Genomic DNA, 13,078 nt, shown 5'->3' with positions numbered 1-13,078 from the left:
GCTCATCCTTCACCACTGGTGCGTGTCTCGGGTCCGACCTGCTCGAGGATTGTGCGCAGTGCGGCGACGTGGCTGATGTAGGCGTCGCGGCCCGCCGGCGTCGCCTCAACCCAGGTACGCGCCCGCCCTAGTCCGCGAGGCTTGAGGATACGGACGTAGCCCGCGTCGGCAAGCAAGCGCAGATGCTTGCTCACCACAGGAGCGGCGACTTCCAGGATGTCCTGCAACGCCTGGAACTCGACGTCCGTGCCGACCGCCACGAGCGTCGCCATGATCCGCAGGCGGTGGGGAGCATGGATGAGCTCGTCGAACGGCGGTTGGGCCGTCATGTCGCAAGAACCACGTCGTTGCGCAACCGGTAGATCCACCGGTGCCACGTGAACGTCGTGGCCCACGCCGCGGTCGCGCATGCCACGGTCGCCCATGTGAGCGGATGCGCGACGTGGAGCCACACGGCGAAGCAGAGGATCCCGAGCAGGGTCGCGATGCCCGCTGCGAGGGCCGCGGCCTGGCGCTTCGACCATGAGTACCGACGCACGCCGGTCCGCCGAGCTTGACCGAACGCGAGCGCGACCGTGAGCCCCCCGAGCACCGCGGTGCTCGCGAACTTCGGCAGGCCATCCGGGATCAGGATGGTGAGGACGTACGCGGCGACAAGGGTGCTGGAGGCCGCGCTGAACCATGGCGATGGTGTGGTGCGTGTGGCTGCGCGCCGTCGCGTGGCCTCGACCGCGGCAAGCTCCGCGCCGGCCATCTCGTGACTTTCCATATCGGCAACCCTATGACTTGCCGATCTGGAAAGTCCACCGTGCGGCGCAGTGGTGTGGGTTGCCGCGTGCGACGGGCCGTCGCGCTTCGAGGTGCTCAGTGCCCGATTCTTGCGATCTTGCGCACTGAGCACCTCCCAGGAAGCGGGCGCGGTGCTCGGGCGCCAGGCGCGGTGCGTCGAGGTGGCGCCTCCGGGCCGCGACACGCGCGAGTCGAACGTGTGTTCGAAGGCGTTTCCGCGTAGCATGGCCGGGTGAACGACCGTCTCCTCGTCCGCGGTGCGCGTGAGCACAACCTCAAGGGTGTCGACCTCGACCTTCCCCGCGACGCACTCATCGTCTTCTCCGGCCTGTCCGGCTCCGGCAAGTCGTCCCTCGCGTTCGACACGATCTTCGCGGAGGGGCAGCGCCGCTACGTCGAGTCGCTGAGCGCGTACGCGCGACAGTTCCTCGGGCAGATGGACAAGCCCGACGTCGACTTCATCGAGGGCCTCAGCCCGGCGGTGTCGATCGACCAGAAGTCGACCAACCGCAACCCGCGCTCGACGGTCGGCACCATCACCGAGGTCTACGACTACCTGCGCCTGCTCTACGCGCGCGTCGGCACCCCGCACTGCCCGGTGTGCGGCGAGATCATCCAGGCGCAGACGCCGCAGCAGATCGTCGACTCCGTGCTCGCGCTGCCCGAGGGCACGCGCTACCAGGTGCTCGCGCCCGTCATCCGCGGCCGCAAGGGCGAGTACCAGGACCTGTTCGAGGACCTCCAGCAGCAGGGCTTCGCGCGCGCCCGCGTCGACGGCGAGACCGTCCAGCTCACCGAGCCGCCCCAGCTCGAGAAGAAGCTCAAGCACGACATCGAGGTGGTCGTCGACCGCCTGGTGGCGCGCGACGGCGTCCGCCAGCGCCTCACCGACTCCGTCGAGACCGCGCTGCGCATCGCCGACGGCCTCGTCGTGATCGACCCGGTCGACGGCGACATCGAGCCGCGCCGCTACTCCGAGAAGCGTGCGTGCCCCAACGACCACGTCCTCACGCTCGAGGAGATGGAGCCGCGCACCTTCTCCTTCAACGCCCCGTACGGCGCGTGCCCCGAGTGCACCGGCATCGGCATCCGCCTCGAGGTGGACCCCGACCTGGTGGTCCCCGACCGCGACCTGTCGCTCGCCGGCGGCGCCGTCGCGCCGTGGGCCTCCACGTCGAGCGACTACTTCGCGCGCACGCTCACCGCGCTCGCCGACGACCTGGGCTTCTCGATGGACACCCCGTGGAGGGACCTGCCCAAGGACGTCCAGTCCGCGATCCTCACGGGCAAGGACTACAAGGTCCACGTCCGCTTCAAGAACCGCTACGGCCGCGAGCGGCAGTACACCACCGGCTTCGAGGGCGCGATCACGTGGATCGAGCGCCTCCACGAGCAGACCGAGTCCGAGTTCTCGCGCGACCGCTACGAGGCGTACATGCGCGAGGTCCCGTGCCCCGTGTGCGGTGGGGCGCGCCTCAAGCCCGAGGTGCTCGCCGTCACCATCGGCGGCCGCTCCATCGCGGAGCTCGCCGAGCTGTCCATCGCCGAGGCCCGCAGCTTCCTCCAGGAGGCGGACCTCGACGAGCGCGGCCGCCAGATCGCCGTCCAGGTCCTCAAGGAGATCGACGCGCGCCTGGGCTTCCTGCTCGACGTGGGTCTCGACTACCTCACGCTCTCGCGCGCCGCGGGCACGTTGTCGGGCGGTGAGGCGCAGCGCATCCGCCTGGCCACGCAGATCGGCTCGGGCCTCGTGGGCGTGCTCTACGTCCTCGACGAGCCGTCGATCGGCCTCCACCAGCGCGACAACCGCCGCCTCATCGACACCCTCACGCGCCTGCGCGACCTGGGCAACACGCTCATCGTCGTCGAGCACGACGAGGACACCATCCGCACCGCCGACTGGGTGGTCGACATCGGCCCCGGCGCCGGCGAGCACGGGGGAGAGGTGGTCCACTCGGGCACCTACGAGGAGCTGCTGGTCAACGAGCGCTCCATGACGGGCGCCTACGTGTCGGGCCGCCGCTCGATCGCGCTGCCCGAGAGCCGCCGCCCGATCGATCGGAAGCGCAAGGTCACCGTGGTCGGCGCGCGCGAGAACAACCTGCGCGGCATCGACGTGGACTTCCCGCTCGGCGTCCTCACCGCGGTGACCGGCGTGTCCGGCTCCGGCAAGTCGACCCTGGTCAACGGCATCCTCTACACGTCGCTCGCCAACACCCTCAACGGCGCGCGCCAGGTCGCGGGCCGCCACACCCGCATCACGGGCGTCGACCAGCTCGACAAGATCGTCCACGTCGACCAGGGGCCCATCGGCCGCACCCCGCGCTCCAACCCCGCGACCTACACCGGCGTGTGGGACAAGGTCCGCAAGCTCTTCGCGGACACCCAGGAGGCGAAGGTCCGCGGCTACGGGCCCGGCCGGTTCTCCTTCAACGTCAAGGGCGGACGATGCGAGGCGTGCGCGGGTGACGGCACGCTCAAGATCGAGATGAACTTCCTGCCGGACGTGTACGTCCCGTGCGAGGTGTGCAAGGGCGCCCGCTACAACCGCGAGACGCTCGAGGTGCACTTCAAGGGCAAGAACGTGTCCGACGTGCTCGACATGCCGATCGAGGAGGCCGCCCACTTCTTCGAGGCGATCCCGTCGATCGCGCGCCACCTCACCACGCTCGTCGAGGTGGGGCTCGGCTACGTCCGCCTCGGCCAGCCCGCCCCCACCCTGTCGGGCGGCGAGGCGCAGCGCGTCAAGCTCGCCTCCGAGCTCCAGCGCCGCTCCACCGGCCGCACCATCTACGTCCTCGACGAGCCCACCACCGGCCTGCATTTCGAGGACGTCCGCAAGCTCCTCGGCGTGCTCCAGGGCCTCGTCGACAAGGGCAACACGGTGATCGTGATCGAGCACAACCTCGACGTCATCAAGTCCTCGGACTGGGTGATCGACATGGGTCCCGAGGGCGGTTCCGGCGGCGGCATGGTGATCGCGGAAGGCACGCCCGAGGAGATCGCGCGCGCGGAGGGCTCCCACACGGGCCTCTTCCTCGCGGAGATCCTGGGCGCCCCGGCGCCCGCGTGAGGCGTGCGTAGGCTGGCGACGTGACCGACCCCGCCTCGTACCGCCCCGCGCCGGGCACCATCCCGACGCAGCCCGGCGTGTACCGGTTCCGCGACCCGCACGGCCGCGTGGTCTACGTGGGCAAGGCGAAGAGCCTGCGCGCCCGCCTGGCCAACTACTTCCAGGACCTCTCCCAGCTCCACCCGCGCACGCGCGCCATGGTGACCACCGCATCGTCCGTCGAATGGACGGTGGTGCGCAACGAGGTCGAGGCGCTCATCCTCGAGCACACCTGGATCAAGCAGTACGACCCGCGGTTCAACGTGGTCTTCCGCGACGACAAGTCCTACCCGTACCTCGCGGTCACCATGAACGAGCGCTTCCCGCGCATCCAGGTGATGCGTGGCGACCGCAAGAAGGGCGTCCGCTACTTCGGGCCGTACGCCAAGGCGTGGGCGATCCGCGAGACGGTCGACACGCTGCTCACCGCGCTCCCGGTCCGCACATGCGCGCCCGGCGTGTTCCGCAAGGCCGAGCGGCAGGGCCGGCCGTGCCTGCTCGGATACATCGACAAGTGCTCCGCGCCGTGCGTGGGCCGGATCTCGCCCGAGGATCACCGCGAGCTCGCCGATCGCGTGTGCCACGTGCTCGCGGGTGACGCGAAGCCCCTGGTACGCGACCTCACGGAGACGATGCACGCGGCGGCGGAGCGCGAGGACTTCGAGTCCGCGGCGCGCGCGAGGGACCGGCTCCGCGCGCTCGACGCGGTGATGGCCCGCAACGCGATCGTGCTCGACCCGGGCGTCGACACCGACATCTTCTCCCTCGAGGACGACGAGCTCGAGGCCGCCGCCCACGTGTTCCACGTCCGCGACGGGCGCATCGCCGGCGAGCGCGGCTGGGTGGTCGACAAGCCCGAGCCGCTCGACGGCCCCGCGATGGTGAGCCGCCTGCTCGAGGAGGCCTACGGGTCCGTGGATGCGGAGGACGTGCCGCCCGAGGTGCTGGTGCCGCACCTGCCCGGCGACGCATCGTCCCTCACGGAGTGGCTGTCGGGCCTGCGAGGCTCCAAGGTGACGATGCGCGTGCCTGCGCGGGGGAAGAAGGCCGAGCTCGCGACCACGGGCCACGGCAACGCGGTCCAGGTGCTCGAGCAGCACCGGCTCAAGCGCGCGTCGGACATCACCACGCGGTCGGCGGCGCTGCAGGAGCTGCAGGAGGCGCTCGGGCTCACCGAGGCGCCGCTCCGGATCGAGTGCTACGACATCTCCCACACCCAGGGCACCAACCAGGTGGGCTCGATGGTGGTGTTCGAGGACGCGATCGCGCGCAAGCCGGAGTACCGCCAGTTCTCCATCGCGGACGCGGTCGACGACACCGAGGCGATGCACGAGGTGCTGTCGCGGCGCTTCACGCGCTACCTCGAGGAGTCGCGGCTGCCCCCCGAGGAGCGCGAGTCCGCGCGCTTCGCCTACCCGCCGCAGCTCGTGGTGGTCGACGGCGGCCTGCCCCAGGTCAACGCCGCGCGGCGCACGCTCGACGAGGTCGGCGTGCCCGACATCGCCGTGGTGGGGCTCGCGAAGCGCCTCGAGGAGGTGTGGGTGCCGGGCGACGACTTCCCGGTGATCCTGCCGCGCGGCTCCGAGGCCCTCTACCTGCTCCAGCGCGTCCGCGACGAGGCCCACCGGTTCGCGATCAAGCACCACCGCGCCAAGCGCACCAAGGCCATGAAGGTCTCGCAGCTCGACGAGGTCCCCGGCGTGGGCCCGACGCGGGCCAAGGCGCTGCTCACGCACTTCGGGTCGCTCGCGCGCCTCAAGGAGGCGTCGATCGAGCAGATCGCGCTCGTGCCCGGCGTGGGATCGGGCACCGCGCGGACCGTCTACCAGGCCCTCCGGGGCAAGGCTGGCATGCTGGACGCATGATGGACGAGGTCCCCCCGGTCACCTACCCGTCGGGCATCCCGCGCCCGACCTTCGACATGACGGGCGTCGACGCCGAGGTCATGGTGCTCACCGGCATGTCCGGCGCGGGCCGCACCAAGGCCGCCGCGGCCCTGGCAGACCTGGGCTGGTACGTGGTCGACAACCTGCCGCCGCAGCTGCTCGCCGGCCTGGTCGAGATGGTGGGCCGCGGGCGCCACCACCGCCTCGCGGCCGTGGTCGACGTCCGCGGGGGTGACTTCTTCCAGGACGTCGACGCGGTCCTCGACGAGCTCGAGGAGCGCGGCATCACCGTCCGGCTCGTGTTCCTCGACGCGTCCGACGCGACGCTGGTGCACCGCTTCGAGGAGGCCCGCCGGCCCCACCCGCTGCAGGGCGACGGCACCATCCTCGAGGGCATCGCCCGGGAGCGCGCCGCGCTGGCCGCCGTGCGCGAGCGCTCCACCGAGGTGGTCGACACCTCGCACCTCAACGTCCACCAGCTGCGCGACGTCATGACCGAGGTGGCGGGGGAGACCGAGCGACCCCTCCAGGTCAACGTGCAGTCCTTCGGCTTCAAGAACGGGTCGCCGCGCGACGCGGACTTCGTCGCCGACGTCCGCTTCCTCCAGAACCCCCACTGGGAGCCCGAGCTGCGCCCCCTCACCGGGCTCGACGCCCCGGTGCGCGACTACGTGCTCGCGTCCGACGGCGCGCGGGAGTTCGTCGACGGCTACGCGGACGTGATCGCGGGCGTGCTCGACCGCTACCGCGCGCACGACAAGCACTCCGTCACCATCGGCGTCGGCTGCACCGGCGGCAAGCACCGGTCGGTCGCGATCGCCGAGGAGCTGGGTCGCGTCCTCGGCGACCGCGGCTACCAGGTGCGCGTCACGCATCGTGACCGGGAGCCCCGATGACCGGGCCGCACGTGGTCGCCCTCGGAGGCGGACACGGCCTCTACGCGACGCTCACCGCGCTGCGGGGCGCGTGCGAGTCCATCACCGCCGTCGTGACGGTCGCCGACGACGGCGGCTCGTCCGGCCGCATCCGCGCGGAGATGCCCGTCCCGCCGCCCGGCGACCTGCGCATGGCGCTGTCCGCGCTGTGCGAGGACACCGAGTGGGGGAGGACCTGGCGCGACGTCCTCCAGTGGCGCTTCGCGACGGCGGGTCCGCTCGACGGGCACGCCGTCGGCAACCTGCTCATCGCGGGCCTGTGGGACCGCACCGGCGGGATCGTCGAGGGTCTCGACTGGGTGGGCCGGCTGCTGCGTGCCGAAGGCCGCGTGCTGCCCGTGTCCACGGAGCCCATCACGGTGAGCGCCGTCGTCGACTGCGCGGAGGGCCCGCGCCGCGTGGTCGGCCAGGTGGCGGTCGCGACGGCGCCCGGACGGGTGAGGTCGCTCGCGATCGATCCCGTCGACCCCGCGGTCCCGGCGGGCACGCTCGAGGCGCTCGCCTCCTCGGACGCGATCATCCTGGGCCCCGGCAGCTGGTACACCTCGGTGCTCACGCACTTCCTGGTGCCGCGCGTCGCGGCCGCGCTCGTCGACGCCGGCCCGCGCACCATCCTCACGCTCAACATCGCCGACGAGGACGAGGAGACCGCCGGCACCGACCGCGTCGACGACATCGCGGCGCTGCGTGCCGCGGCGCCCGGATTCGTGCCGGCGGCCGTGCTCGTCGACGCGTCGGAGGACGATGCGGCGCTCCGGGCCGCCGTCGAGGCGTGGGGCGCGCGCTACGTCGCGGCGCCGATGCGCGAGCCCGGGACGCTCGACCGCCACGACGCGGCGCTGCTGCGCGAGCAGTATCAGGCGCTCGTGACGTGGGTCCGCTCCGGCGGCACGCCGGTGCGCTGACAGATGGCAGGATTGTCGCCATGGCTTTGACGGCACAGGTGAAGGACGAGCTCGCCCGCGTCCCCCTCGAGAAGGTCTCCGCACGCAAGGCGGAGATCGCCGCGACCCTCAGGTTCGCAGGCGGGCTGCACATCGTGTCGGGACGCATCGTGATCGAGGCGGAGCTGGACACGGCCGCCGCGGCACGCCGCCTGCGCGGCTTCATCCACGAGACGTACGGGCTCGGCTCGGAGATCATCGTGGTCTCCGGCGGCGCCCTCAAGAAGGGCAACCGCTACGTGGTGCGCGTGGTCAAGGAGGGCGAGTCGCTCGCCCGCCAGACCGGGCTGCTCGACCACCGCGGCCGGCCCGTGCGCGGCCTCCCGCCGCACGTGGTCGGCGGCGCGCTCGAGGACACCGTCGCCGCGTGGCGCGGCGCGTTCCTCGCGCACGGCTCGCTCACCGAGCCCGGCCGCTCGTCCGCGCTCGAGGTGACGTCGCCCGGCCCCGAGGCCGCCCTCGCGCTCGTCGGCGCGGCCCGCCGCCTCGGCATCGGCGCCAAGTCCCGCGAGGTGCGCGGCGTCGACCGCGTGGTGATCCGCGACGGCGACGCCATCGCGACGCTGCTCGCGCGCCTCGGCGCCCACGACTCCGTCCTCGCGTGGGAGGAGAAGCGGACCCGCCGCGAGGTGCGCGGCACCGCCAACCGCCTCGCGAACTTCGACGACGCCAACCTGCGCCGCAGCGCCAGGGCCGCCGTCGCGGCGGGCGCCCGCGTCGCCCGCGCCTTCGAGATCCTCGGCGACGACCTCCCGGAGCACCTGCGCGAGGCGGGCGAGCTGCGCCTCGCCAACCGCGAGGCGTCCCTCGAGGAGCTGGGCAAGCTGGCGGACCCGCCGCTGACCAAGGACGCCGTCGCCGGGCGCATCCGACGCCTCCTCGCGACCGCCGACAAGCGGGCCGAGGACCTGGGCATCCCGGACACCGAGGCGGGCATCAACCAGGAGCTCCTCGAGGACGATTAGGGCCCCGGCAGGGGTCGGACCTGGGACTTCTGTCCGGCTGAACGCCCAAGGTCGAAGTAGTAGGCTTCACATCAGTGGCCCGCTCCACAGCGGCGTCCGGCGCACGTCGAGGTGCGCATCCCACCATCCACTATCGCGTCGCCCCGGCGACGCACCGGAGGAGACACACAGTGACCATCAAGGTCGGCATCAACGGCTTCGGCCGCATCGGACGTAACTTCTTCCGCGCCGCGCGTGAGCTCGGCTTCGACTTCGAGATCGTCGGCGTGAACGACCTCACCGACAACCACACGCTCGCGCACCTCCTCAAGTACGACACCGTCCTGGGCAAGTTCCCGGGCGAGGTGACCTACGACGACGAGAACCTCTACGTGGACGGCAAGGCGATCAAGGCTCTGGCCGAGCGCGACCCCGCCAACCTCCCCTGGGGCGAGCTGGGTGCCGACATCGTCATCGAGTCGACCGGCTTCTTCACCGACGCCGAGAAGGCCAAGGCGCACATCGCCGCGGGCGCCAAGAAGGTCATCATCTCCGCCCCCGCGAAGAACGAGGACGCCACCTTCGTCATCGGTGTGAACCACACCGACTACGACCCGGCCAACCACCACGTCATCTCGAACGCCTCCTGCACCACGAACTGCCTCGCGCCGTTCGCCAAGGCGCTCAACGACGCCATCGGCATCGAGCGTGGCCTCATGACCACGATCCACGCCTACACCGGTGACCAGAACCTCCAGGACGGCCCGCACAAGGACCTCCGCCGTGCACGCGCCGCCGCCCAGAACATCGTCCCCACCTCGACCGGTGCGGCGAAGGCTGTCGCCCTCGTCCTCCCCGAGCTCAAGGGCAAGCTCGACGGCTTCGCGATGCGCGTCCCCACGATCACCGGCTCGGCCACCGACCTCACCTTCGAGGCCTCGCGCGAGACCACCATCGAGGAGGTCAACGCCGCGATCAAGGCTGCCGCCGAGGGCCCGATGGCCGGCACGCTGTCCTACGTCGAGGACGACATCGTCTCCTCCGACATCATCGGCGACTCGCACCAGTCGATCTTCGACGCCAAGCTCACCAAGGTGAACGGCTCGACGGTCAAGGTCGTGTCCTGGTACGACAACGAGTGGGGCTACTCCGCCTCGCTCGCGAAGCTCACGAACTACGTCGGCGAGCGCCTCTAAGCGTTCCCGATGTGATCGCTTCGACGGCCGTGCACGCTCTGGCGTGTGCGGCCGTCGTCGCGTCACCCCGGTTTCACCCTTCCCATCTCGCAGGAACGGAACACCCATGAAGACCATCGACTCGCTCGGCGACCTCGCCGGCAAGAAGGTGCTCGTCCGCTCGGACCTCAACGTCCCGCTCGACGGCACCACCATCACGGATGACGGCCGCGTCCGCGCCTCGGTCCCCACGATCGAGAGGCTGCTCGCCGCCGGCGCCTCCGTCATCGTCACCGCCCACCTGGGCCGCCCCAAGGGCGAGCCCGAGGCCAAGTACTCGCTCGCGCCCGCCGCGGCCCGCCTCGCGGAGCTGCTCGGCAAGCCGGTCACCCTCGCCGAGGACCTCGTGGGCCCGTCGGCCAAGGCCGTCACCGACGCCCTCGAGCCCGGCCAGGTCGCGATGCTCGAGAACGTGCGCTTCGACGCCCGCGAGACCTCCAAGGTCGATGAGGAGCGCCAGGCGCTCGCCGCCGAGCTCGCGGCGTTCGCCGACGTGTTCGTGTCCGACGGCTTCGGCGTCGTGCACCGCAAGCAGGCGTCCGTGTACGACGTCGCGCAGATCCTGCCCGCCGCCGCCGGCCTGCTCGTCCAGAACGAGGTCGAGTCGCTGTCGAAGGCCGTCACCGACCCCGCCCGCCCCTACGCGGTCGTGCTCGGCGGCTCGAAGGTCTCCGACAAGCTCGGCGTCATCGCGAACCTCCTCACCAAGGCCGACCGCCTCCTCATCGGCGGCGGCATGGTCTTCACGTTCCTCGCGGCCCAGGGCCACGGCGTCGGCAAGTCGCTCCTCGAGGAGGACCAGATCGACACCGTCAAGGGCTACCTTGAGACCGCCAAGGCGAACGGCGTCGAGATCGTGCTGCCGACGGACATCGTCGCCGCGACCGCGTTCGCCGCGGACGCCGACCACATCGTGGTCGCCGCCGACGCGATCCCCGAGGACCGCCTGGGTCTCGACATCGGCCCCGACTCCGCCGCGCTGTTCGCGTCGAAGCTCGCCGACGCCAAGACCATCGTCTGGAACGGTCCGATGGGCGTGTTCGAGATGGAGGCCTTCGCGGCCGGCACCAAGGCCGTCGCGCAGGCCATGATCGACTCCGACGGCTTCTCGGTCGTCGGCGGCGGCGACTCCGCCGCGGCCGTGCGCCTGCTCGGCTTCGACGAGGCCGGCTTCGGCCACATCTCTACGGGCGGCGGCGCGTCGCTCGAGCTGCTCGAGGGCAAGGTCCTGCCGGGCCTCGCCGTTCTGGAGGACTGATACCCATGGCACGTACCCCCCTGATCGCCGGCAACTGGAAGCTCAACCTCGACCACCTCGAGGCCACGCACACCGTCCAGAAGCTCGCGTGGCTGCTCCGTGACGCGAAGCACGACTTCTCCGAGGTCGAGGTCGCGGTCCTCCCGTCCTTCACGTCGCTGCGCTCCGTGCAGACGCTCGTGGACGCCGACCAGCTCGAGCTGAAGTACGGCGCGCAGGACATCTCCGAGCACGTCTCGGGCGCCTACACCGGCGAGGTGTCCGGCACCCAGCTGTCGAAGCTCGGCGTCTCCTACGTGGCCGTGGGCCACTCCGAGCGCCGTCAGTACCACGGCGAGACCGACGCGGTCGTCGCGGCCAAGACCAAGGCGGCGTTCGAGCACGGCATCGTGCCGATCGTGTGCGTGGGCGAGGGCCTCGACATCCGCAAGGAGGGCACGCACGTCGAGTACACGCTCGCGCAGGTCGACGGCGCCCTCGAGGGCCTGTCCGCCGATCTCGCGAAGGACGTCGTCATCGCGTACGAGCCCGTGTGGGCCATCGGCACCGGCGAGGTCGCGACCCCGGCGGACGCGCAGGAGGTCTGCGCGGCCATCCGCGGCCGCCTCGCGGAGCTGTACGACGCCGAGCTCGCGGACGGCGTCCGCGTCCTCTACGGCGGCTCGGTGAAGTCCTCGTCGATCGCGCAGCTGATGGCCGAGGAGGACGTCGACGGCGGCCTCGTCGGCGGCGCGTCGCTCGACCCCGAGGAGTTCTCGAAGATCGCGCGTTTCAAGTCCCACCAGGTGGGCTGACGCCGTGATGCAGGCCCGGCCCGAGAATGGGCCGGGCCTGCGTCCCGCGGCGGGTATTCTTGTACCCGCCATCCATCATCTGGGAGAGACGTGGACATCCTGAACACCATCCTGTGGGTCATGCTGGTCGTGACCTCGCTGCTCATCATCGCGCTGGTGCTCATCCACCGCGGTCGGGGCGGCGGCATCACGGACATGTTCGGCGGCGGCCTCGCCTCCGGCGTCCAGTCGTCGGCCGTAGGCGAGAGGAACCTCACGCGTATCACGTGGGGCGTCTCCATCGTCTGGGTCGCGTCGGTCGTCCTGCTGGGCCTCGTGTCCCGCTTCTCCCTCTAGCAGCAACGGAGGACGTCCCATGGCAGGGGGCAACGCCATCCGAGGCTCGCGCGTAGGCGCCGGGCCCATGGGAGAGGACGAGCGGGGCGAGTCCGCGCCGCGTCAGGTCGTCTCCTACTACTGTGCGCGCGGGCACGTGAACTCGCCGAGCTTCGCGATCGGCGACGATCAGGAGATCCCGGTCGAGTGGGACTGCCCGCGCTGCGGGCTTCCCGCGGGGCTGGACCCGGAGAACCCTCCGGAGCCGATCCGCAACGAGCCGTACAAGACGCACCTCGCGTACGTGAAGGAGCGTCGCAGCGACGAGGAGGGCGCCGCCCTCCTCGACGAGGCGCTCACCTCGCTTCGCATCCGCCGCGGCGACCTCGCCGTCGCGGACTGATCACCGTGTGATCCCGGGCCGTTCCCCTTCGGGGGAGCGGCCCTCGCGCGTTCGTGGGGCGCGTGGACGATGCGCGCGTGCGCGGCGCCGGGAATGTCCGGGGCGCGTCGGGCGTCGGGGATAGTGGACCCGCCAACCATCTCACCAAGGAGAACCGATGCAGATCGAGATCGAGTACTGCGTGCCCTGCGGCTACCTGCCGCGCGCCACCGAGGCGCAGACCCGCCTGCTGGAGGAGTTCGGCAACGCGATCGCCGGCGTGACCCTCAAGACCGGCCGCAAGGGCGTGTTCACGTTCCGTGCGGACGGCGAGGAGATCTACGCCAAGCCCGCCGAGTTCGACATCGACTCGATCGTCGCGACCGTGCGCGAGCGCCTGCCCGAGCCCGCCGGCGTCACCCCCGAGGGCCGCGACCTGCTCATGGGCAAGCGCCACTGAGCGTTCCCGTGCTTCGCTCCGCAC

13 protein-coding genes are annotated in these 13,078 nt (G+C 71.2%); 11 read left to right on the top strand and 2 right to left on the bottom strand.

Annotation, left to right across the window (positions count from 1 at the left end; genetic code table 11):
* Window positions 1-2: 2 nt before the first annotated feature.
* Window positions 3-329, bottom strand: coding sequence for a transcriptional regulator (locus AOM04_RS10705; protein WP_062464770.1), 327 nt, complete (start codon window positions 327-329; stop codon window positions 3-5).
* Entirely contained in the window at window positions 326-1,060 is a 735-nt protein-coding gene (locus AOM04_RS14615; RefSeq protein WP_156160698.1) for a hypothetical protein, read from the bottom strand. Before AOM04_RS14615 ends, AOM04_RS10705 begins: the two co-directional genes overlap by 4 nt.
* On the opposite strand from AOM04_RS14615, the gene uvrA reads away from it, so the two are divergent.
* The 11 genes from uvrA to AOM04_RS10645 all read left to right on the top strand — a co-directional run bounded on the left by uvrA (window position 1,022) and on the right by AOM04_RS10645 (window position 13,054).
* Window positions 1,022-3,862: an excinuclease ABC subunit UvrA gene (gene uvrA, locus AOM04_RS10695; RefSeq protein ID WP_062464768.1), complete on the top strand. Its 2,841-nt coding sequence runs from the start codon at window positions 1,022-1,024 to the stop codon at window positions 3,860-3,862. The genes AOM04_RS14615 and uvrA overlap by 39 nt on opposite strands.
* A 20-nt stretch (window positions 3,863-3,882) precedes the next feature.
* Window positions 3,883-5,766: an excinuclease ABC subunit UvrC gene (gene uvrC, locus AOM04_RS10690; RefSeq protein ID WP_062464767.1), complete on the top strand. Its 1,884-nt coding sequence runs from the start codon at window positions 3,883-3,885 to the stop codon at window positions 5,764-5,766.
* Complete coding sequence (gene rapZ, locus AOM04_RS10685) at window positions 5,763-6,683, top strand: RNase adapter RapZ (protein ID WP_082104578.1); 921 nt, start codon at window positions 5,763-5,765, stop codon at window positions 6,681-6,683. The genes uvrC and rapZ overlap by 4 nt, the downstream gene beginning before the upstream one ends.
* Window positions 6,680-7,627 carry a gluconeogenesis factor YvcK family protein gene (locus AOM04_RS10680; protein WP_062464766.1) on the top strand — a complete coding sequence of 316 codons (948 nt, stop codon included), beginning with the start codon at window positions 6,680-6,682 and terminating at the stop codon, window positions 7,625-7,627. Before rapZ ends, AOM04_RS10680 begins: the two co-directional genes overlap by 4 nt.
* Before the next feature lie 20 nt (window positions 7,628-7,647).
* The gene (gene whiA, locus AOM04_RS10675; RefSeq protein ID WP_062464765.1) at window positions 7,648-8,631 is read left to right on the top strand and encodes a DNA-binding protein WhiA; all 984 of its coding nucleotides are present in this window, start codon (window positions 7,648-7,650) and stop codon (window positions 8,629-8,631) included.
* 170 nt (window positions 8,632-8,801) lie between these two features.
* Window positions 8,802-9,806 (top strand): type I glyceraldehyde-3-phosphate dehydrogenase, encoded by a 1,005-nt coding sequence (gene gap, locus AOM04_RS10670; RefSeq protein ID WP_062464764.1) that lies wholly within the window; start codon window positions 8,802-8,804, stop codon window positions 9,804-9,806.
* Window positions 9,807-9,912: 106 nt separating this feature from the next.
* Window positions 9,913-11,103, top strand: coding sequence for a phosphoglycerate kinase (locus AOM04_RS10665; RefSeq protein WP_062464763.1), 1,191 nt, complete (start codon window positions 9,913-9,915; stop codon window positions 11,101-11,103).
* Between the two features lie 5 nt (window positions 11,104-11,108).
* Window positions 11,109-11,897 carry a triose-phosphate isomerase gene (gene tpiA, locus AOM04_RS10660; protein WP_062464762.1) on the top strand — a complete coding sequence of 263 codons (789 nt, stop codon included), beginning with the start codon at window positions 11,109-11,111 and terminating at the stop codon, window positions 11,895-11,897.
* A gap of 90 nt (window positions 11,898-11,987) precedes the next feature.
* Window positions 11,988-12,233 (top strand): preprotein translocase subunit SecG, encoded by a 246-nt coding sequence (gene secG, locus AOM04_RS10655; RefSeq protein WP_062464761.1) that lies wholly within the window; start codon window positions 11,988-11,990, stop codon window positions 12,231-12,233.
* 19 nt (window positions 12,234-12,252) lie between these two features.
* Window positions 12,253-12,615 (top strand): RNA polymerase-binding protein RbpA, encoded by a 363-nt coding sequence (locus AOM04_RS10650; protein ID WP_062464760.1) that lies wholly within the window; start codon window positions 12,253-12,255, stop codon window positions 12,613-12,615.
* 157 nt (window positions 12,616-12,772) lie between these two features.
* Complete coding sequence (locus AOM04_RS10645) at window positions 12,773-13,054, top strand: SelT/SelW/SelH family protein (RefSeq protein WP_062464759.1); 282 nt, start codon at window positions 12,773-12,775, stop codon at window positions 13,052-13,054.
* Window positions 13,055-13,078 lie beyond the last annotated feature (24 nt).

The sequence above is a fragment of the Demequina soli genome (assembly GCF_000971195.1).
GTDB lineage: Bacteria > Actinomycetota > Actinomycetes > Actinomycetales > Demequinaceae > Demequina > Demequina soli.
The sequence above is the reverse complement of the archived record's forward strand: the minus strand, read 5'-3'. Positions and strand labels throughout refer to the sequence as shown.

Excerpts from the sequence above, each read along its gene's own strand:
- AOM04_RS10650 (WP_062464760.1), top strand. The coding sequence starts at position 12,253 with ATGGCAGGGGGCAACGCCATCCGAGGCTCGCGCGTAGGCGCCGGGCCC.
- rapZ (WP_082104578.1), top strand. The coding sequence starts at position 5,763 with ATGATGGACGAGGTCCCCCCGGTCACCTACCCGTCGGGCATCCCGCGC.
- tpiA (WP_062464762.1), top strand. The coding sequence starts at position 11,109 with ATGGCACGTACCCCCCTGATCGCCGGCAACTGGAAGCTCAACCTCGAC.
- AOM04_RS10680 (WP_062464766.1), top strand. The coding sequence starts at position 6,680 with ATGACCGGGCCGCACGTGGTCGCCCTCGGAGGCGGACACGGCCTCTAC.
- AOM04_RS10665 (WP_062464763.1), top strand. The coding sequence starts at position 9,913 with ATGAAGACCATCGACTCGCTCGGCGACCTCGCCGGCAAGAAGGTGCTC.
- whiA (WP_062464765.1), top strand. The coding sequence starts at position 7,648 with ATGGCTTTGACGGCACAGGTGAAGGACGAGCTCGCCCGCGTCCCCCTC.
- AOM04_RS10705 (WP_062464770.1), bottom strand. The coding sequence starts at position 329 with ATGACGGCCCAACCGCCGTTCGACGAGCTCATCCATGCTCCCCACCGC.
- AOM04_RS10645 (WP_062464759.1), top strand. The coding sequence starts at position 12,773 with ATGCAGATCGAGATCGAGTACTGCGTGCCCTGCGGCTACCTGCCGCGC.